Raw genomic sequence first — 20,552 nt, 5'->3', positions numbered from 1 at the left:
ACCCGAATAGATGTGAATATGGATAATCAAGTTAACATTAATTACGTTGAATTTAGCGTCACAGATATCGAAGCGACTAAATCGTTTTTTAGCGAGGCGTTTGGTTGGACTTTTATAGACTACGGCCCTGATTACGCCTCTTTTTCAAATCGAGGATTAGACGGCGGTTTTAGTCAGTCAACAGGGCTGCCCGCGTCGGATGGAGGTGCGCTGATTGTACTGTACAGCGCCGACCTTAAAGCGACACTCAAACGCGTAGAACAAGCTGGCGGAATTATTTGCAAACCAATCTTTGCCTTTCCTGGAGGGCGTCGTTTTCATTTTGTTGAACCCGGCGGTAATCAACTAGCGGTGTGGTCAGACAAAGTTGAAGACTGACAAGATTTAACACGCTGTCGGCATCTTGTGTTTAACCGTGATTATTGGTCGATGAACTCACGCTATTTATCTCAGTATGTATAGTAGCCGCCGTGCTAAGGCTAAAACAGAATTCATGTTGTGCATTGGTTATTGTAACAGGCTCATCAACGCCGGTTTTAGTGTTGGGTACCTAAAGTCAAAGCCCACCTGTTCAAGCTTCTTGGGAATGACGTTTTGACCAAATAAAAACAAGTCTGCCATCTCGCCAAACATGGTTCGCAAAGCGAAGCCTGGCATAACCGCGATGTTTGGGCGCTTGAGCGTCTGGGCAAGGGTAGCGCTAAATTCGGCGTTATTTACTGGGGTTGGCGCTGTCAAGTTAAACGCGCCTTGGCATTGTTGATGAGTCAATAAAAAGTCGATAGCGCGTACCATATCGTCAATATGAATCCACGACATGTATTGTTTGCCGGTTGAAAAACGTCCGCCTAAGCCGAGTTTGTAGGGCAATAGCATTTTTTTCAGCGCCCCGTCGTTTGTCGCCAGTACAATGCCCGTTCTGAGTATACAGACCCGCGTTTGTTCGGCGCTGAGCAGCGCTTTTTGCTCCCAGGTGTTACATACTTTATGGGTAAATTCGTTGTAACAATCTTCAAAGCTTTCATCAATCGGGGAAGTGCCTTGTCTTCCGTAATAACCAATGGCAGAGCCTGAGATAAATACCGAAGGTGGCGCTTGACAGTCATTGATGCGCTGAGAGAGTTGATGAGTTAAATCCCAACGGCTTTGGCAAATTAGGCACTTTTGTTTATCGCTCCAGCGCTTATTGGCAATGGGCTCTCCGGCAAGGTTAATTACGGCATCAAACACACTCAAGTCGTCGATATCGTCAAGTTGGTGGACGAGGGAGATATTGTTGGTATTAGCAAATAACCTATCGCTTGGCAGACGCTGACGCGTTAATACATCAAAACAGTACTTATCTTGGTATGTATTGATAAACCGAGAGCCGATAAGACCGGTACCACCGGTGATAAGAATGCGTTTTATGGGCTTAGTAGCAGTGTTCAAGCGAGTACCTCCTTGCATATAAGTGTAGCTAATAAGACAATTTTTATACTACTACGTGTACCTTTTAAATTGAGTTTGATAAGCTAACAATATGATAAAAATAATGATTTAATTTTCCTATGTCGACCTCTAATTACACCGGTTCAGCACGCCTGTTGGTTATTTTAGCCAGCTTGGTGGTCATTATGGCGGGCATAAAAGCCGCAAGTAATATTTTGATCCCGTTTTTGTTATCTGTGTTTATTGCCATTATGTGTAACCCCTTGGTTGAACGGGCCGCACAGTATCGAATTCCGAAAGTAGTGGCGATAGTATTGATTATCGGTCTATTTGTCGGCTCGGGTATGACGTTAGCTGGATTAATCGGTAATTCCCTCAATGAATTGTCGGCGTTAATGCCGGTATACAAAGCACAATTAACCACCAAGTTCTCAGGGCTGATCGATAAACTCGCCGATTATAATATCAATATTTCCTCGAGTATTTTGATGGAGTATTTAAATCCAAGCGCAGCCATGGGCTTTGCCGCCAATATGCTGTCGAGTTTTGGCGGGATCATGGCGAATATGTTTTTGATCATCATAACCGTTGTCTTTATGCTTTTTGAGGCACCGAGTATTCCCCGTAAATTGCACCTTGCATTAAAAGATCCGGAGATGAAGATTGAGCGCATTGACCGCTTTTTGTTATCGGTTAATCGTTATATCGCGATTAAAACATGGGTTAGTTTATTAACTGGTTGCCTAGTGTCACTGATGTTGTGGATAGCGGGTTTAGATTTTTTCATTTTGTGGGGCGTATTGGCATTTTTATTTAACTACATTCCAAATATTGGTTCGATTATCGCGGCAGTACCTGCAGTACTACTTGCATTCGTACAATTTGATCCGACCATGGCGTTATTCATTGGCGCGGGTTACATGGCAATCAATACCGTTATTGGCAATATGGTTGAGCCGCGTTTTTTAGGCAAAGGTTTGGGTTTATCAACTTTAGTGGTGTTTTTATCACTAATTTTTTGGGGCTGGTTACTTGGCACGGTCGGTATGCTGTTATCGGTACCGCTCACCATGATCATTAAAATTGCTCTGGAAACGTCCGAAGGCGGTAAGTGGTTATCGGTGATGTTGGGTGATGCAGAAGAAGCCGCACAAAGGGTTCCCGTATCACCGGCGATGGAATCGATAGATACTAAAGAGTAATAGACAAGTCGGACGTTGACTGTGTGCTATGCGATGGCTAAGAGCGACGCCGTGTGTTTTTCGGCATTGGTCATAAACACCTCTCTACTATCAATTGTAGTGTGTCCATGAAAATGGGGGTAAGACGACATTTGCGCCTGTCGGTTAAATAGCGTAAGTTATTGATTAATGGTCAGTAGCTAACGGCTGCTGTGAGCGAACAGCGGTCACTCAGATGAGTCCAAAGAATAGATTGTTAGGGGTACAAAATTGTATCTGAGCATTATAGCAACATCACTGCTTCCACTTTTGGGATTGTTCCTCTATTTCAAGGTGGAGAACGCTAAAAAGTCTAAGCACGGTATAAATTTAAAAAACAGAGTAAATTGCCCTACTTGTAATCAACAGATGCCAATCATTAGGCTTCCTAAAAATGATTATCAAAAAACATATGGTGGCTGGACTTGCAAAAAGTGCGGCACAATGATGGATAAGTGGGGCAAGAAAGTTGATGAATTTGGCGAGCCATTGCCGTAACCGCAACAAACGTATATTGCCAATGGGAAGTTAATGGTACTAAATTGACGTTATCTTATTGAAAAGGTTAATGTCTTCTTAGAGCGAAGAGTAGACATAGTATTTGTAAGAAAAAATGATGAAAGTAGTAGAATCTTTACCTGAAGATATCATTCAGCAAGCAAATGCTTATATGGCATTCCATCCAAGGGCGATATTTCTCTATTTAGCCCCAATATTTATGTTTTATTTGGGAACAGATGTTTCTGATATCACGAATAATAACCTAATCGCAATATTACGAAGTGCAATCCTAGAGATGGAAGCTCCGATATTAGGAGTCTTAGCAATATATTTATTTATAATTTTGTTTTCAAAACTATCTAGGATTTTATGGAAATTCAATAAACCACAATGGTTTAAGTATTACTTGTCACTGACTTTTGCGATTGGAGTTGCTATTTTTTCTAAGCACTTTAATTTTAACCATTGGTTACTTCATGACTATGGTTATTTAACTGATGCCAATATAGGCCCTTTTGTCGCTTTAAGTGGGTTTATTCCTATGATTGCTGCTCATTTAGATTCATTTAAAGCTGTCGAATTAGCCTTTTATAAGTCTAAAGGTTACGATTATCGCGGTCGTTTAATCCACAGTTTAAATATTGATTAAGACTCGCCTAATGGCGCATTTGCGCCTGTTGGTTAAATAGCGTAAGTTATTGATTAATGGTCAGTAGAGAACGGCGGCTTTGAGCGAGCTGCAGTCATTCAGCAAGTGTCAAAAGAATAAACTGCTATAAGCACCCGAACTATGTTGCTCATCATCAATAAGTTAACATTAATTGTATGGCTTATTGTTTACAATAACCCACCGCAAAGGTAGACAAGGATATGTTGCCAGATTTCCCATTCAGAGCATGGTATACAAAAGAGCTATCAACGATTGAGCAAGTCGTTGAAAAACTAATGCCAGATAAACCATCAGGCTATTATTATCGTGGTATGTCTGATAGTGGTTTTATCTGTATTTCTAGTTACTATCGCCATTATGTATGGAATAAAAAAGGTCTAGAATGGCATGATGTGGTAATTGATGCAGCAAGAAAACAATCCTTTCCAAATATTGATGAAGTCGACTATGTCGAAAAATCTTTCTTAATCATCAATCGTTTTAAAGAAGAACTAAAAAAACTAGGATCTATCAGTCTACCAACTAATACCTTGATCTATTTGGCTCAACATTATGGCTTACCGACAAATGTTATAGATTTCACATTAAATGCAAAAATTGCTTTATATTTTGCGTGTGAAGAGAATCTCGACAAAGATTGTGTAGTATATGAATCAAATATCCATGAACATATTCAACGCTTACTTGATATTTACCTTTCAGGTGGAGCTGGTTATACACGAATGACCAATGAAGAATTGGCACAGTCTATTGTTGACATGAAAACGACGATATCACCTACGGGTCTAAATTTGGTTACGCCAATAATCGAAGTTGATAACGTAAAATATAATCGACGAATCCAACATCAAGAGGGTGTATTTGTATACAACGCTGACATACTCCCTTATGACTTATCTATGTTTAACATTTCCGAGATGACTTACCATCCAGGAAGAAATGTTTACAAAATACCAGCTTCTCTAAAAACGCAAATATTGGATCTATTAGATTCAAGATATGGAATTAACGAAGGCTTTATCTACCCTGATAACTCCATTGATATCAACTTAGATGCCATAAATGAAGCAGTGGAAAACACCAAAGACTATATTCACGAAATCTTTGAGTAGTGTTTATAACAAACCGTTTAAGCAGGATTGCCAACGCACGGCAATCATAATAGCATCACTGTTTACGGTGGCTTGATTAGGATAGGTGGTTGTAAGTTGGCGACCTTTTAACGAGGCGTTAACACTTCGAAACCAGCGTATATTAGCAATTGCTAACAGGCAGCTATTGGCACAAAGCGGTCGCATACCTCTACAAGTCAACCAATAAAAATACTCAGACAAATATACGTCTGAGTATTAATCTCTGCACCCTAAGCTTTTCCTGCCTTGGACGGAATTCTGGGTCCACAAAAGGTAAATAGCTTGCTTTCTTGGCATATGTTTTTGTGCTTTCGGAGTTCAGTTCCGTCTAATACCATAAATTGACTTCATCAAATGTAAATTGTACAGCGCTGTAGATCTCAACTAGATCGCTTCCAACGATCACATCGCATTGAATAAATGCATTGTGGTTCAATACTGAAACCCTTCCCTTTTTATTATTGATGGTTATTTCGAGCTTTCCGTTTTGAAGTCTTTTGACTATTTCAGTTTTCGTGAGTAGATACCGGTCTCGATACCTTGGTGTTATGTATGACCTTTTGCTCCCTGTATCAAAGCATAGGTTAAGTCTGACTCCATTTTGGTGTTGTTGGATTATTGGCATGCCCTGGTAATAAATGTAAGGGATCTTTTCTGTCGGTTCATATGGGTTTATCGCTGATTTAGACATGATGGCGTTAGTGTGTGCCAAGTAAGGGAACCCTATAACGTTCTCTCTTTGTTTTTCATTTTTCCAAATTACACCTAACTGTTCATGGGTATTGCACCGTTTTAATGAGACCGTTTGCATAAACAAGCCTTTAGCTGCCATCTCTCCGTCCAAAGAGCATTCATTTTCTCCGGAGGTGAATACATTTAGGGGTGCACCAGTGTCCGCCACCCAATTATAGGAGTTCGTAAAACGGCCTTCGGGGTTTAATTCGTACAGGTTCCCATTTGAATTTAGTTTTGCTTTGTGCGGATTTAATTGAAGCCAATCTTGTTTTAAGTGTTCCAGCCGTTCTGACAGAATGTTTGGTAGGTGATAATTGTTACTGTCAAAATCATTTAGTCGATAGAGTTGTAGAGCGACTTGGTCGATGGCGTGGGTTTGGCAAAGTTGCTCGGTTAACGGTAGGTAACTAAGCTTATTGCAGTATGCTAAATTTTCGAAGGGGCTTTGCTTTCTGCTGGTCAACTCCGATAGATGATGGTTAAAAGCATTCAATTTAACATTGTCACCCGGATGCAACGCTTCGGAGAAATCAAAATCAAGCAATTGGAGTTTTAGGGCGTAATTAGATGTCAGTCTCGAAGGGTTGCATGATTGCAAAATATCTCTTAATTGCTCAGTAGTAGAAAGCTCCTGTTGAAATTGCCACAAGTAATAATAATTCAAAAGCCCGGTTGAGGGGGCTATTAGTTTTGTTTCAGTCTCATGAAGCGAAAGACCAAACACTGAAAGCATTTCGTATGAATGGAACTCAGATAAGAAATCGTCCAGTTTTTCTGGTTGTTTGCATAGAGCTAGATAGCTTTCGATTGTTTTTTGTGAGTTTTCATCATAGTTAATGCTAATTGCGAATGGCTTTTTGGTGACCAACTGGCTTATCAAATTACTTACGAAGTTGTCTAATATATACGCGTGGTATTCTTCGGAAATTATTGCAGAGTTTCTGTTTAGGTATTGAATTTCAGTGCCTGTATGATATAGCTCGTGAAATATGAAAGGGTAGTAGCTTCTCAGGATGCTTATGTGGAAAAATGCGCTCTCATCAAATTCACTGTTCGATTTCTCTTTAGTGTCCTGCTCTAAGTGAGGAATAACTATATGTGCGCATGGTGATAGGGGTTTGTTGCGTAAAAACTGTGTGGAGTTTTCAACGATAGACACGCACAAATCAGTGGTTGTGTTTAAATACTTAGATAGTGAGCTTTGGTTGGTCGCCTCTATTAGTTGATGGTGGTACTTTTCAAACACTTGGGTATAAGTGTTAACGGTTTTATCTCCTAAGTCGCAATCGAACCTCATGGTTAGGCTGACTCGGGCGGGGATTTCTATTTCCTTGCAGAATTTTATATCTTTCTTGACCCCGTTTTTCTCACTCTTAAGCAAGATGGGTAGTAATGGTAGTTTTATTACGGCGTGTTGGCTAGTATTACTGGTTGCTAATTCGTCGTACTCACCTTCTAGGAGTTGGCTTTTCAAGGAAGAGCAACCGGAGGTAAGTGCCAGCAATGTGATTATTAGATGAATACGATACCGCATAATTCGTGCCTGATATTGGGTGATTAGTAATAGCCCCTGTTTCGGGGCTATAGCCTAAGAGGCGAACTACTTTTCAATACAAAAGCGGAAGCAGCCATCATTTGGGCCGGCTACGTATGCTGATTGTGAGGCGTATACTTCAGTACCATAGCGATCTGTCTTAACAATGGTTATGCCGCCGCCGCCGGATTGAATGCCAATATCAGAAATTTCATATGTAAAGCCAGTCATAATGCCGTCGTAACTGGATGCCCAAAGTTTTACTGCTTGAGGGTTAGAAAGTGTAGCAATGCCATTGCTGATGCTGATCGGAAAGCTGTCGGTGACTAGTGTGGTCCCATCTTCAGTCAGGTTAATTTCTATCGTGCCTGTCTGGCCTGGAACATATCCGTTAGTTATATCAAGTTTAACATTGAACTCTTCAAAATCGAAATCTTCGAAAGTTTGTTCAGTGAATGCATATACTAGGTTTTGTAACGGACTAAATAAGTCGTTTCTCGCTTCATGTGGTGTCCCTGGGCAAGTTATTCTTCCTTCTACTCTTCCAGAAACCTCGCCTCCTTCAATTTTCCCTTCGGCCGCGCCAGTCCTTGTGCAATTTGACAGTTGGCAGCCACTTAAGCTGGCAAGCGTCAATAGTGAGATTACTAATACTAACGTTCTAGACAGTTTATCCTTAATATTTTTCATTGCTATTAATTCCTTTTTACAGTTAATTTAGTATGTGGTACAACTCCCTTCACAAATTATAAGTTATTGTTTTATAAGAAAAAGTCAAGGAGGGTGTCTTAACCGACTTTCCTTGATGTTGGGCGGGCCTTAGCGCCTCGACAATTAGAAAGAGGTTTATGGTTATTTTTGGTTGCGTAATTGAATACTGATATATTTTATCGCTTCCTGTTGTTGCTTAAAGCATTATTCGACTCCTTTATGTAGGCTAAGTTAACTCAACCAAGCATCAAGTCAAAAATTCACCTTTATAAATAAAAATCCGAGGACTGTGCCTCGAATGTATTAAGTGTTCACTATTATGTCTGACCTGATTAGACGCCAGGTTTTTCATCTCTAACCGCCGACCTTGATAAGTTGATCCCATTTCTGTTCTGAATAGTTCATGTCAAGGCTCTTTATGGTTGTTAATTGGTTTGTCCCAAATGCCTACTTTCATATTGATTAAGCTCCAATGTCAACGTTGATGTTGCCTGAATTAGTCAGCCTAGTGGAAGCATTCATTAGACGGACTCGGTTGAGCCTTCATTGGCGTGTCTTTTAAATAAAGTCTTCATCACTAAAAGCTCCTGTATGTCGATTATCTTGTTGGTATAAGAATAAATCGTCAAAGTTAAGGCTCATAATCAGTGCCTTAGTGGGTAGGGCGCACAATATCGCGTGAATTAAGTGCCAGTTGTACTCGCCCGTAAACTTTTGTCTCTTCGGCGAACCTTTCTGTGTGTTTTAATCTCATATTTTGCCTCGGTTAGTAAACTCTGATGTCTTGCATAGTTTCCTCCATGCGTTTGTGATTAACTCTTTACGAAAATCGGTGGCTTCGCGTCACGGGTGCCGATATCGATGCTTGGTGGTTTCAAGTCACTTAATTCTTTTGTCATAGCGAATCTCCAAACTGTTGATACGTAAAATAGTATCGTATGTTGTTGATATACCTAAAGAAAAGGCACTTATATTTGCGTCGATTATTGGGATAGGTAGGGTTTGGAATTGGTGAGGGAGGCGCCATAATAGCGCCTGGTGTTCCTTTATGCGGGGATGTTTAGGGCTGAATGCCATGGGCTGACCGTTCTGTAGGCTTTTGACATGTCGCCTTCTTCTTTGCGCATTAAGAACATGCCTTTATCGATACCTTCGAATGTCGTTAGTTCTCTGCCGTTGTAGAGGTCTTTCAGGAAATGGATGCATCGAAGTTTGGGTGTTTCTTGTTGGTATTTTGGATTTTTCCCGTCATTGATCGGGTAGACATAATGAGTGGTCGAAACTGCTGACTCGAACCAATCCCAAAGCCTATTTCCAGCTTCTTCGTTGTCGTTTCCGCCGGCAAAATCCCATAAGTGGCCAAACAGACAGTTTTTTGTTCCAGCTTTATTTTTGACGACATCAATCGTCCAATCGTCATCGTGTGTACTTTCAAGGTAGTTAATGAAGTTTCTTAACGTGTAGTGAAACTTTTCGTCTCTTGCGTCGGTGTCTAACTCTTCGTAGCAGTCCATGGTTGATTCTCTTGGTTATTTGGGTTGGTTATATTATCGACCAAAGAGGAGTTGTAAAAAATTATAGCCCCCCTTTAATTGGTTTAGGGTTTTATTCGCGTTGATGGACCATTGAAGCTTTGAGGAAAAAGAAAAGTATCGAAGATCAAGCTATTTACCTTTTGTGGACCTGAGCAAAAGCGTCAAATCTTTTTAGATTTGACGCTTTTTTATTAATAACTCTTTACAAGGTGCTTTCAATCATTAGGATGAATACAGGTGAGCGGAAAACTTCCGCTTTGAGCGAATAAGAGACATCTAAGATTTATCAATTTACACAGGGAATGAAATGAAAAAAGTAGTTGTCATAACTGGAGGCAGTCGAGGAATTGGGGCTGCTACTTCTAAATTACTTGCCGCTAAGGGCTTTGCAGTTTGCGTTAACTATAAATCGAATAAAGCACAAGCAGAATCCGTTGTTAACGATATTTGCGATCGTGGCGGTAAAGCATTTCCATTCCAAGCTGACGTGTCCATCGAAAGTGATGTTATAGCTTTGTTTGAAGCTGTGAAAAATACTTATGGTTCAGTTACTCACCTAGTAAATAATGCTGGAATCCTTTTTCAGCAAGCGTCAATATCAAAAATTAGTGTTGAAAGATTCAATAAAATATTAACTACTAATATCACTAGCTGCTTTTTATGTTGTCGTGAAGCATTAAAGTATATGAACGAAGGTGCGGCTATTGTAAATGTGTCATCAGCAGCATCACGATCTGGAAGCCCCTTTGAGTATATTGACTATGCAGCATCAAAAGGAGCTATAGATACTTTAACTAAAGGCTTATCAATTGAGGTTGCATCAATGGGTATTAGGGTTAACGGAGTTAGACCAGGTTTTATTTATACCGATATGCACGCGGATGGTGGAGAAGCTAATAGAGTTGACCGCCTTTCACCACAAATCCCTCTTCAACGAGGAGGGACTCCTGATGAAGTTGCAAATGCGATCTTATGGTTGCTTTCTGATGAAGCCTCATATGTTACGGGTTCATTTATAGATTTAGCTGGTGGTAAGTAACTCACTCACTGTTAATCGTCTCTTACTGGCACTTTTCGGCCGGTCAAGCTACATCGAAACTGAAGGAGATCCCATCCAAAAGCATGATGGGATGACGGCCTTATTATTCTGATTTTGTTGATGTCTCTGTGTGGCACAAAACAGCCGGTCAAACCACATAGAAACTGGAGAATATTCCATCTAAAAACATGATGGAATGACGATGTTCTTTTTCTGACATTGTGGCTAACTCTGGTTGGCATAACTCGGGTGTACAGGTCACCTCGAAACTAGAATAGATTCTATCTAAAAGCATGATGGCATGATGGGATGATGGAGCTATTTTTCAAATTTGGCTAAGGGCCTGAATGACACATCGCCGACATTCGAACCACTATAAAACAATTATTTTGCATAGTTCAGAAAATAGGCGCTTTACCTACGATTTTTTCAATGTTCCAACAAGTTAATGTATTTTATAAACAAATAAAAAAGGATCTAGTGTCCTAGATCCTTAATTTGATATCAGCCCAAGCTAGGGCTTGCTCTGTTTTATTGCGTTACCGACCAAAGCTATTAGTTTAGATACCAAGCACTTTCTTAAATGGTTTAACCGTAACCTTTTTATAAACACCTGCGTCGACGTACGGGTCTTGCTCAGCCCACTGTTGTGCCTGATCAAGCGAGTCAAACTCAACAATCAGCAACGAGCCCGTGAAGCCTGAAGTGCCTGGGTCGTCGCAATCAATCGCTGGTAGGGGACCTGCTACTAGCAACCGGCCTTGAGCTTGCAATGTTTGCAAGCGCTCAAGGTGCTTATCGCGCACCGCCAAACGATTGTCGAGCGAGTTGTCTACGTCTTCGCCGTATATCATGTACCACATTATTTTTCGTCCTTATTCACGCTTGTCACTGTATCGTCTTCCTTCGGTAAATACTTAAATACAGACATGACTGAGGCAATGGCGAACACAAAGGTCATAGCGGTTAAGCCAAATACCTTAAAGTTAACCCAAGTCTCTTGATCAAAGTTAAATGCCACGTACCAGTTGGCGACGGCACAGAGGATGAAAAAGCACACCCAAGCCAAGTTGAATTTAGTCCACACACGCTCAGGCAATTGGAATTGTTCGCCTAAGAAGCTTTGCAATAGATTTTTATTAAACACGTACTTACCAATAAGTAACGTCGCTGCGAATAAGCCATTGATAATGGTTACTTTCCACTTCAAAAATGCATCATCATTAAAGGCTATAGTCAACCCGCCAAAGCCAACTACTAAGCCAAAAACAACCCATTGGCGTGTTGGAATAGGGTGCTTTTTCAGCTTTAACACTATCATTTGAATAACCGTGGCGACAATCAACGCACCGGTGGCGACGAAGATGTCATGGGTTTTATAAAAAATAAAAAAGATGATCAACGGAATGTATTCTAATAAGGCCATAATCGTATCAATGAATTATCTAAAAAAATTAATGGGGGTTGAGTATATCAGTTTGCGTCAGCCAAACTAGTCAGATACGCAAATAAATCGCTATCAACGCGACCGTTGTCTGTTGCCGGTATTTTGTTTGGATGGCGAACTTTGTTCCACGCAATAACTTTACCGCCGACATTGATCGGTTTAAAACCTTGAACCGTCGATGACGGCGTTGCGTTGACGAATTGGCATAATTGCTCAAAGGCGTTATCGTCGCTTACATTAATACTCAGCAATTCACGCTTGTGTCGTTGACAATAATCGACGACTTGCTGTTGATGTCGATAATAACACGCGCGCAAAAATTGATCACTGGCTAGGTTTTCTCGGGTTAACGGAGCAAATACGGTCAAGAAGCTCTGCTTTATGTACGGATTAAAGCCACCATCACTGCGCATTAGATTGTCGAACATGCGCTCAAGCAAACGACGAATAGACAACACCCAAGCGTCAATATCTCGTTGTAGATAGATAAAACGGCTGTTGGGGTAGGCGTCATTCAGTAATGGATAGTGACTAAACACCGGTGTGTCGGCAATGACCTCGGCGCGTTGTATTGCTCGTTTGGTATATGCGGTATGGGCTACATTAAAACCCAATTCAAGCAGAGCCACGCACACACTGGTTGTTGCGGTGCGCGGCAGACCGACAATAAGCAGTTTATCGGCTGTCGACGCCGAGTTGCCACTGTTCGGGGGGCGGATATTACTCATTGAGTGCGTGCGTTGGTTATTGGGTCATATAAGCGAACGGGTCGTCAACACTATGAGCAGGCTCGGTAAACCACTTAGGACCGTCGTCGGTCATGTAAAAATGATCTTCTAAACGAACGCCAAATTCACCCGGAATACACAACATTGGCTCGTTTGAAAAGCACATGCCATTTGCCAAAGCTGTTTGCTCACTGGCTACTAAGTATGGCCATTCGTGAATATCTAGGCCGATACCATGTCCAGTGCGGTGTGGCAGTCCTGGTAAGTTGTATTCTGGGCCATAGCCTTGTGCCACGAGATAATCCCTAGCGGCGCGATCGACCTGTGCACAAGGCGCATTTATTTGTGCCGCGGCAAACGCTTCGAGTTGCGCTTGTTTTTCGTGTTGCCACACTTGACGTTGTTTGGGGGTTGCTTGACCAAACACATAACTTCGAGTGATGTCTGAATTGTAGCCGTGCAGTTGACAGCCAGTATCGATTAACACCATGTCGTTTTTGTCTAGCGTTTTAGGATTGGATACTCCGTGTGGAAAAGCTGTATCTTGGCCAAACAGAACGATACAAAAATACGATCCACTGCTGGCACCTACGCGCTTGTGGGCCTCGTTGATAAACGCTTCAACTTCTTGGCTACTGATCCCTTCGCGCAAAATGCGAGCAGCGGCTTTGTGTACGGCTAGGGTCATGTCTTTAGCACGCTGTAGTAACGCCAGTTCAGCGCTTGATTTTTGCATTCGACAACCCGCGGTTATTGGTTTGGCGTCAATCAGTTGTAACTCGGGGCAGGCCAGTTGAATGCCATTGCTAATAAAAAATTGGCTCGACTCATCAATGGCCAGTTTACCTTGGTGAATGCCCATTTCTGACAGCGCGCGATTAACCGTTTGGTATGGGCTTTGATGCTCATGCCAAGGGTGTATTTTTCCCTTTAACACCATAAATTGTTCAAGGGTATCAATTTCAAAATGCGGTGCTATGTATTCTATATCGCCGTTTGCCGGCAAAATGGCTCCAACCATCCTTTCAGACGCATACCAACGAGTGCCAGTAAAGTAATACAGATTGGTACCCGCATTTAGATAACAGGCGTCAATGCCGCGCTCGCGCATAATCAGTTGCGCCTTTTCGACCCGTTGCGCAAATTCTCGTTTGCTGATCGGTTGGATATCGTTGCTCATATCGCTGAGCTTAGCTAATTCAATGGCAGCATTTGAGCCGCCGATACCATTTGCATTCATAGATAAATAACTTTTGCTCGTTGGTGTAAGCAGACGACTTTACTAGATTTTAGGTAAAGATCAACAGCAACAGCGCGTTCGCTCACTATTTTGCCATTAAAGGCAGTAAAACCATCAGTCTGTGCTACTGGAGATAAAAAACGTTAACACCAGATAGGGAATTGTGACAACTTGCTCTGGTTTTAATAATATTATCTGTTGCTAATGTATTGAGCTTTTATATAATAAGCCGAAATAGAATAAAGAGGTGTATTTATGTTGAAGACCATGCCAGAGCTGATGGCTGAGATTGTTGGGAATGTACGTCGAATCGATGCGGCGCAAGCAAAACAAGAGTTAACGCAAAACTCGGGTTTACTCATTGATGTTCGCGAGCCGGCAGAATGCGCCAATGGCAAAGTTGCTGATGCGGTTAACATTCCACGGGGCATTTTAGAAGGTAAGTTATTAGAAATGTGTAAACAGGCCGATATGCCAATTTACTTGCACTGTGCAGCAGGCACACGTGCAACGCTGGCGGCTGAATCAATTATGCGTTTGGGTTACTCTAATGTCTCGGTGATAAGCTGTAAAAGTGATGTGGTAATTAATACCCTTGGCTAAGCCATGTGTGTTACAAAGCTGACAAATACAGCGGTACTTTGCGTGACTTAGTGCGAGACATCGTTTTTCAAGTTAGCGTTTAACATTGGCTGCAAGTCATACCGAGACGAATGTGTATTGACGATTTTGCCTATGACAAGGGCTTGTTTAGCAATCTAAGCAAGCCCTTTTTAAATGACAATATTTATTGGTTGGCGCGTTGGCGTTGTTTTCTCGCCAGGTACTTTTCCATCACTCTCGCCACGGCGACAAAGGCAAAGCTCGCGGTCACGTGGGTGGCGGCGCCAAAGCCCATATTACAATCGAGGCGCATCGACCCATGTTGACTTTGTTTGCTGTGACACACACTGCCATCTTGTGCGGGGTATTTTAATTGCTCGGATGAGAATACCGCATCAATGGCAAATTTTCGCTTGGCGTCACGAGGAAAGTTGAACTGGCGACGCAATTGATTTTTTACTTTTGCCAACAGTGGATCTTGGTACGTTTTACTTAGATCGCAAATGTCGATTTTTGTCGGATCAGTTTGACCGCCAGCGCCGCCAATGGTGATCACCGGAATTTTGTTGCGTTTACAAAATTGAATGATGGCCGTTTTGATCGGTACCGAGTCAATTGCATCGATAACGTAGTCGTAGTTGTTACTCAACAATTGGCGAAGATTATCTTCAGTAACAAAATCATCGACTTCGTTAACTTGGCAGTCAGGGTTGATTTGACGAAGGCGATTGGCCATCACTTCGACCTTACTTTCACCTATGGTGTCAGCCAAAGCGTGAATTTGGCGATTGGTGTTAGTCACACAAATATCGTCAAGGTCAATTAAGGTAATTTGACCGATACCGTTGCGAGCTAGCGCTTCTGCAGCCCAAGAGCCCACACCGCCGATACCAATCACACAGATATGTGCTTGCTGAATATCACGACTCGCTTGCGCGCCATAAAGACGTTCAATACCACCAAAACGCAATGAATAATCCGACATTAATAACTTCGCTAACAAACTAATTCAAAAGGGCGCATATTATAGCGGTAAAAATACAAATACGCACCTGCTTGCACGTTCAACCAACAGTGCGCTGATTACAGGGTACACAAAGTCCCCAAGTTAAACTTGTATTTATCGCAGATATTCAATGCTTAACGTTTATAAATATTGTTAATTCGCATCATTGGTAGCGGATTTAATGGGTTTCGACCTAACTGAATACAACTAAAGCGAATTAACGCTTTGTGAAACCCTGCATTAGGAATTGCTTGCTTTACTTCTTTAATAAATGATTTATCAATGCCATTTCTTATAAAGCCTAATGAAAAATCAACGAGATCTGCTTTTCTAAAGATTTCCGCCAGCTTGCTATGTGGGCCTTTGTATTCACTAACCAAATGATGCATATCAATAATTATTTGAAGCTCTTCCTTCCAGTGGTCAAGGCCTTGCTTTTCTAACCACTGATGACAGTCTTGATACGAAGGGACGAGATAGTCGACACGGTTATGCGTCCACAATGCAATATCGTGAAAAACTGCAGCTATCTGAATTTTTTGGCTATCTTCTGGTGAAATTGTCGGTAATAAGAAATGACAGTAATTAAGCATTCTGGTTATGTGATTTCGATAGCCGTCAAAGTCTTTGTCAATGACACTGCGAAACTGCTCTAAAACTTCGTCTACAAGATCATACCTGGTAACAACGTTCACTTTCTTACCCTATAACAATAACCATGTTTAACCAATTCTCCTGATATGAACGCCTTACCGCGATGACTATAATGGCATCGAACGCTAAAAAAAACTGACCTAATGGGGGGGCCGCGATCCCCGCGGCTGACGCTTTTGCTCACGCTCTTGTTGTATTTGTTGTTCTCGCTTTTCACCCGCTCGTGGTAGCGTTTCTTGTAAGTCATTCAAACTTTTGCGTCGAATCGGCTTACTGCTGCGCTTTAACAGCGATAAATTACCAACAATTGCCGCAAATGCTAATAAACAGATAACGATAATTAACCAACTAGGCATAACTCTCTCCACAAAGACTTGTGTCTGGGGTATTAATGTTAAAAACAAATTGCTGACACAACTCAGTTAAGTTAGCCAGCAGTGCTTGTTTACAGACCAAATCTGCGTTATCTAGAATTGCGGCTAACGTATCCACTTGAAAGGCTTGCATATACAAATGTGATAACGGCGCATATGACAAATGCCACGGCTCTTCACTGACGCCAGAGCGATATCTGTCATAGGGACGGTAAAAGCCAAATAGATGCATATTGTTGGTCAACCACGATGCAAGAGGTGCTTGTGGCCCACCACTTTGGTATTCCCAAGGCTCTAATTGCAGATCGTGCTGCTGTAGCGTCGGATCGTAAACATCAATATCGGTTCCCCAATGATGGCGGCTGGCGCCCGGTAGCGCAGAAAATAACATCACGGCTTTTATCTGTTCCAGGGGGGATAGTGAGCTACAATCAATCGGTTGATTGGCGCGGTCTTTGACCGGTCGTTGCCCGAGTATTTTCGCCTCAAATAGCGCTAGTTGGCGCTCAAAGTTGCGAAAACCGCTGGCTATTTGCAAATTAAAGCCAGCCGTAGCTGCGGCGTTTTGTAATTGCTCGAATGCATTTATCATACCGAGGTGAACACCTTGGCCATTAGCGAGATAATAAATGTGTTGATCGCTAAGGCCGTAAACTTGATCCGAGGTAATCTGGAGTTCTGCCGATTTAGTCATGGTCGTTATAGCTCATCGCGTATTATGGGTGCTCTACCAATAATTTTTTCATAGTCAAATAATACATTTCAACCAGATCTTCTAAATCTTGGCAATTAACACATTCGTTTACTTTGTGAATAGTAGCATTAGTTGGCCCCAACTCAACCACTTGTGCGCCTGTTGGCGCAATAAAGCGTCCATCTGACGTGCCACCAGAAGTTGACGGCTGCGCTTTGACACCATTGGTTTCTTCTACCGCAGTTATAACAGCGTTGAGTAAGTCACCAGGTTCGGTTAAAAATGGCTGACCGTTAAAAGTCCAGTTGATTTCGTAATCGAGTTGATGCTTATTTAAAATATCCGTGACTTTATCGACGATAAATTGGTCGTTAATTTCAGTACTGTACCGCAAGTTAAACACTGTGTGTAGCTCCCCAGGAACTACGTTGGTGGCTCCTGTACCGGCATTGATATTCGAAAATTGTAAGCTTGTTGGGGGAAAGTAATCGTTGCCGTTATCCCAACGATACTCAGCTAATTCGGCAAGCGCAGGGGCGACCATGTGTATTGGGTTCTTAACTAAGTGTGGATAGGCTACATGTCCTTGCACACCATGAACGTGCACATCAGCGGTGATCGAACCTCGACGGCCATTTTTCACAATATCTCCGCATTTGTCAGTACTTGATGGTTCGCCAACAATACACCAATCAATTTTTTCATTACGCGCTTCGAGGGTGTCAATAACCCGTGTGGTGCCATTGATAAACGGGCCTTCTTCATCTGATGTAATTAAGAAGGCGATAGAGCCGTTGTGGTATGGATAATCTTTCACAAAACGCTCAGTGGCAACTAACATCGCCGCCAGTGAACCTTTCATATCAGCAGCGCCTCGGCCGTAAAGCCAGCCGTTTTTAATGATTGGCACAAAGGGATCGCTGGACCACTTATCTAAGTTACCGACAGGAACAACGTCGGTATGACCTGCAAAGCAAAACACCGGCGCAGCGTTACCGCGTCGGGCCCATAGATTGGTGGTATCTTCAAATACCATGGTTTCATTGTTAAATCCCAGCTCACTCAAGTGCTGCTTGATCAACTCTTGGCAACCCGCATCAACAGGTGTTACTGACGGTCGAGACACTAACTCCTTTGTTAATTCAATGACTTCACTGGTGTTACTCATTGGCGAATATCTCGTCGTACTGAGCGGCTTTAAAACCTAGATGAAGGTGTCCTTGGTGCATTAGTAAAGGGCGCTTTAGCAAAGTAACATTGTCCAACACGGTTTGTTTTGCCACATCACCGGAGAGGTTGTGTTTTACTTCATCAGTTAAGTTTCGATAGGTGGTACTGCGTTTATTTATCAGTGCAGACCAGTCGCTCAATGCAACAAATTGTTGCAAGGTTTCAGCGGTTAAACCATCTTTGCGCAGATCGTGAAAGGTGTAGTTTACGTTGGCGTTATCCAACCATTTGAGTGCTTTTTTTACTGTGTCACAGTTATGAATGCCGTAAATAATTGTCATAGTATTTGTGCGTGTCTTATTTTATTGTCAATCGTTGTTAAGTATTTTATATTCGGCGCGACGCAGTGCCTGTGCCGCGCGCTCAAGTGTGTCATTTTTAACTAAGATGTAGTCAGTATCAAAGGTAGAAATCGCAAAGATACTGATTTTCTCGGCAGCTAAGACTGCAGAAATTTCAGATAGAATTCCCGTTAGCGAAAAACCCAACGGCCCCAATACCTCTAACGCTCGCCAATTAGGCTCGGCTTCTAGGCTGTCAAGAGATAGGGTGTCAGGGACGACGACGGATAACTCATCTTGAGTTTTGCCGACAAAAAACACCGGCTCGGCAAAAACCTGAGTGGGAATTGCTGTCTCAGGGGTGAAACTGTGGATGGTAAAGGTATGTGATAATACCTGCAGAGTTTGCTTAGCCATAAAGATTCCTTTTTACCGACGATTTGCCTAGGGCGTGTTGAGTTTTGCAGTCTGTGTTGGCAGCGATTACGATGTGTAGTTATTCCACATGAGTACGTAATAACGCTGTCTTACCTATGCGATTATTGGACTCGTTTAAAGGTTTCTCCTCATTGTTGCAGTTGCTTCGTATCGAATAACCATACTTCTCTAACTGCACCTCAATGAATCCCTTGTAATTCGAACAAAACCTATCGCACAGAGGTCAACAGACCCTAACCGCGTTTCAAATACTATAACGCAGCGACATAGTTTATGGTATAGGTTTTTCTATAGATTAACGAAACAGCCTTAACTTAGGTAAAATGTACAAAATTGCTTATATACTTAAAGTATCAAGTAATAAAGTGTCGATAATCGTACTTTTAATGTATTTTATACCCGATGTCATTATCCACAAAAAATGTGGATAATTGTGTATATAAGCTATTATAAGTGGTTTAAGTGCCTGTAATATAACATAAAAAAATATCGGTTAAAAAATAACCGTAAAACTTTATTGTGAATAAATGTTCTTAAGTCGCTATTTTTAACGTTTTGTATTAAAAACTATCTAAATGTATAAAAGTTGATAGTTAACTGATCCTTTTAAGACAGATCTTGTAGATAAAACGATCAATGGGTAACTTAAAAGCGATCAATTACCGATCTGGATTGTCAATGGTCGGCAGTAAATATCATGCAATTGGTCGTATTTTCACAGCTAAATGTGTTATCTTTTATTAAGAGATCTTTGTGGTGTAAACAAGTGTATAATCAGGTGTCGTTGGAGCTTTTGTAGTGAACGACGGGCAAACCTTACGATGAGAAATGTGTATCGCTATGCAACAGTCAATTTTAGAAACCTACAAGCGCGGACTTGACTACATAGATACTTGGCCAAATAAGCCTGAGTTGATCAATTACTTTCCTCAGTACAAAGCGGTGCTCACCAGTCGCTTCGTGCTGCGCTATGCGCCGCCTTTAGCGGTTTTAGCATTCACCTTGCCATTGCTGCTACACGGCGTCGAACAACTTAAGTATGCCTTATTTTATGGTTTGTTTATCGCCTCAATGCTGGTGCAAGCGGTGTTTTTTATGTCTAATCAAGCCAAGTTACTGCTCCCGCCTTCACTGGCCAAGTGGTACCGAGACGGGGTGGAGAAATTACAGGCGGTGAACGATGAGGTAAACTTTACCGCGCAGAAACCGACATTTTTCGATCTCGCCAAACTGCTGCGATACTCATATAACCAAAGCGCTTAACCAACGCACTGCCATAAGAAAATAGCTCCCGAACGGCGTGCGTCAGTTGGTCATTGATCAGTTGTGATAGTGTTGATTAGGCGTT

Annotated in this window: 22 protein-coding genes; 7 read left to right on the top strand and 15 right to left on the bottom strand. The window is 41.9% G+C overall.

Annotated features, from left to right (window positions below; all coding sequences use genetic code 11):
• The first annotated feature begins 18 nt into the window (after positions 1-18).
• The gene (locus ACAY30_RS08320) at positions 19-378 is read left to right on the top strand and encodes a VOC family protein (protein WP_290250118.1); all 360 of its coding nucleotides are present in this window, start codon (positions 19-21) and stop codon (positions 376-378) included.
• Positions 379-507: 129 nt separating this feature from the next.
• On the opposite strand, the gene ACAY30_RS08315 is transcribed toward ACAY30_RS08320, so the two are convergent.
• On the bottom strand, positions 508-1,431 hold the full coding sequence (locus tag ACAY30_RS08315) for a TIGR01777 family oxidoreductase (protein ID WP_290250116.1): 924 nt from the start codon (positions 1,429-1,431) through the stop codon (positions 508-510).
• A 119-nt stretch (positions 1,432-1,550) separates the two neighbouring features.
• Between ACAY30_RS08315 and ACAY30_RS08310 the strand changes: the two genes are divergently transcribed.
• From ACAY30_RS08310 to ACAY30_RS08300, 3 genes are all read left to right on the top strand, one after another.
• The gene (locus tag ACAY30_RS08310; RefSeq protein WP_290250115.1) at positions 1,551-2,633 is read left to right on the top strand and encodes an AI-2E family transporter; all 1,083 of its coding nucleotides are present in this window, start codon (positions 1,551-1,553) and stop codon (positions 2,631-2,633) included.
• A 631-nt stretch (positions 2,634-3,264) separates the two neighbouring features.
• Complete coding sequence (locus ACAY30_RS08305; RefSeq protein WP_290250112.1) at positions 3,265-3,801, top strand: hypothetical protein; 537 nt, start codon at positions 3,265-3,267, stop codon at positions 3,799-3,801.
• A 221-nt stretch (positions 3,802-4,022) separates the two neighbouring features.
• The gene (locus ACAY30_RS08300; protein ID WP_290250110.1) at positions 4,023-4,934 is read left to right on the top strand and encodes an FRG domain-containing protein; all 912 of its coding nucleotides are present in this window, start codon (positions 4,023-4,025) and stop codon (positions 4,932-4,934) included.
• Positions 4,935-5,283: 349 nt separating this feature from the next.
• Here the strand turns inward: ACAY30_RS08300 and ACAY30_RS08295 are convergent, their stop codons facing one another.
• The 3 genes from ACAY30_RS08295 to ACAY30_RS08285 form a co-directional block, all read right to left on the bottom strand.
• Positions 5,284-7,224 (bottom strand): hypothetical protein, encoded by a 1,941-nt coding sequence (locus ACAY30_RS08295; protein ID WP_290250108.1) that lies wholly within the window; start codon positions 7,222-7,224, stop codon positions 5,284-5,286.
• A gap of 66 nt (positions 7,225-7,290) precedes the next feature.
• Complete coding sequence (locus ACAY30_RS08290; protein ID WP_290250105.1) at positions 7,291-7,914, bottom strand: hypothetical protein; 624 nt, start codon at positions 7,912-7,914, stop codon at positions 7,291-7,293.
• Positions 7,915-8,981: 1,067 nt separating this feature from the next.
• Positions 8,982-9,449, bottom strand: a complete 468-nt coding sequence (locus ACAY30_RS08285; RefSeq protein WP_290250104.1) for a hypothetical protein — start codon at positions 9,447-9,449, stop codon at positions 8,982-8,984.
• 328 nt (positions 9,450-9,777) lie between these two features.
• Here ACAY30_RS08285 and ACAY30_RS08280 point away from each other — a divergent pair, with 328 nt between their 5' ends.
• A complete protein-coding gene (locus tag ACAY30_RS08280; RefSeq protein ID WP_290250102.1) occupies positions 9,778-10,509 on the top strand; it encodes an SDR family oxidoreductase in 732 nt (243 codons plus the stop codon).
• A 560-nt stretch (positions 10,510-11,069) separates the two neighbouring features.
• Here ACAY30_RS08280 and ACAY30_RS08275 read toward each other — a convergent pair.
• The 4 genes from ACAY30_RS08275 to ACAY30_RS08260 are packed head-to-tail and all read right to left on the bottom strand — an operon-like array spanning position 11,070 to position 13,924.
• On the bottom strand, positions 11,070-11,372 hold the full coding sequence (locus tag ACAY30_RS08275; protein WP_290250100.1) for a YciI family protein: 303 nt from the start codon (positions 11,370-11,372) through the stop codon (positions 11,070-11,072).
• Positions 11,372-11,935: a septation protein A gene (locus tag ACAY30_RS08270; RefSeq protein ID WP_290250098.1), complete on the bottom strand. Its 564-nt coding sequence runs from the start codon at positions 11,933-11,935 to the stop codon at positions 11,372-11,374. The genes ACAY30_RS08275 and ACAY30_RS08270 overlap by 1 nt, the downstream gene beginning before the upstream one ends.
• 47 nt (positions 11,936-11,982) lie before the next feature.
• Positions 11,983-12,684: a sulfotransferase family protein gene (locus ACAY30_RS08265; protein ID WP_290250096.1), complete on the bottom strand. Its 702-nt coding sequence runs from the start codon at positions 12,682-12,684 to the stop codon at positions 11,983-11,985.
• Between the two features lie 16 nt (positions 12,685-12,700).
• The gene (locus ACAY30_RS08260; protein ID WP_290250095.1) at positions 12,701-13,924 is read right to left on the bottom strand and encodes a Xaa-Pro peptidase family protein; all 1,224 of its coding nucleotides are present in this window, start codon (positions 13,922-13,924) and stop codon (positions 12,701-12,703) included.
• Between the two features lie 255 nt (positions 13,925-14,179).
• Between ACAY30_RS08260 and ACAY30_RS08255 the strand changes: the two genes are divergently transcribed.
• Positions 14,180-14,527 (top strand): rhodanese-like domain-containing protein, encoded by a 348-nt coding sequence (locus tag ACAY30_RS08255; protein ID WP_290250093.1) that lies wholly within the window; start codon positions 14,180-14,182, stop codon positions 14,525-14,527.
• A 184-nt stretch (positions 14,528-14,711) separates the two neighbouring features.
• Here the strand turns inward: ACAY30_RS08255 and tcdA are convergent, their stop codons facing one another.
• From tcdA to ACAY30_RS08220, 7 genes are all read right to left on the bottom strand, one after another.
• A complete protein-coding gene (gene tcdA / locus ACAY30_RS08250) occupies positions 14,712-15,512 on the bottom strand; it encodes a tRNA cyclic N6-threonylcarbamoyladenosine(37) synthase TcdA (protein ID WP_290250091.1) in 801 nt (266 codons plus the stop codon).
• 155 nt (positions 15,513-15,667) lie between these two features.
• Entirely contained in the window at positions 15,668-16,228 is a 561-nt protein-coding gene (locus ACAY30_RS08245) for an HD domain-containing protein (protein ID WP_290250089.1), read from the bottom strand.
• A gap of 99 nt (positions 16,229-16,327) precedes the next feature.
• Positions 16,328-16,543: a hypothetical protein gene (locus ACAY30_RS08240; protein WP_290250087.1), complete on the bottom strand. Its 216-nt coding sequence runs from the start codon at positions 16,541-16,543 to the stop codon at positions 16,328-16,330.
• Positions 16,536-17,255, bottom strand: coding sequence for a M15 family metallopeptidase (locus ACAY30_RS08235; RefSeq protein ID WP_290250085.1), 720 nt, complete (start codon positions 17,253-17,255; stop codon positions 16,536-16,538). The genes ACAY30_RS08240 and ACAY30_RS08235 overlap by 8 nt, the downstream gene beginning before the upstream one ends.
• Before the next feature lie 22 nt (positions 17,256-17,277).
• Entirely contained in the window at positions 17,278-18,423 is a 1,146-nt protein-coding gene (gene dapE, locus ACAY30_RS08230) for a succinyl-diaminopimelate desuccinylase (RefSeq protein WP_290250083.1), read from the bottom strand.
• A complete protein-coding gene (locus tag ACAY30_RS08225) occupies positions 18,416-18,766 on the bottom strand; it encodes a Spx/MgsR family RNA polymerase-binding regulatory protein (protein WP_290250081.1) in 351 nt (116 codons plus the stop codon). Before ACAY30_RS08225 ends, dapE begins: the two co-directional genes overlap by 8 nt.
• A 27-nt stretch (positions 18,767-18,793) precedes the next feature.
• Positions 18,794-19,183, bottom strand: coding sequence for an ACT domain-containing protein (locus tag ACAY30_RS08220; RefSeq protein WP_290250079.1), 390 nt, complete (start codon positions 19,181-19,183; stop codon positions 18,794-18,796).
• Between the two features lie 861 nt (positions 19,184-20,044).
• On the opposite strand from ACAY30_RS08220, the gene yfbV reads away from it, so the two are divergent.
• Entirely contained in the window at positions 20,045-20,467 is a 423-nt protein-coding gene (gene yfbV / locus ACAY30_RS08215; protein WP_290250077.1) for a terminus macrodomain insulation protein YfbV, read from the top strand.
• Positions 20,468-20,552: the final 85 nt, after the last annotated feature.

Source organism: Thalassotalea ponticola, assembly GCF_041379045.1.
Classification (GTDB): domain Bacteria; phylum Pseudomonadota; class Gammaproteobacteria; order Enterobacterales; family Alteromonadaceae; genus Thalassotalea_A; species Thalassotalea_A ponticola.
This window is presented reverse-complemented; position numbering and strand designations above follow the sequence as displayed.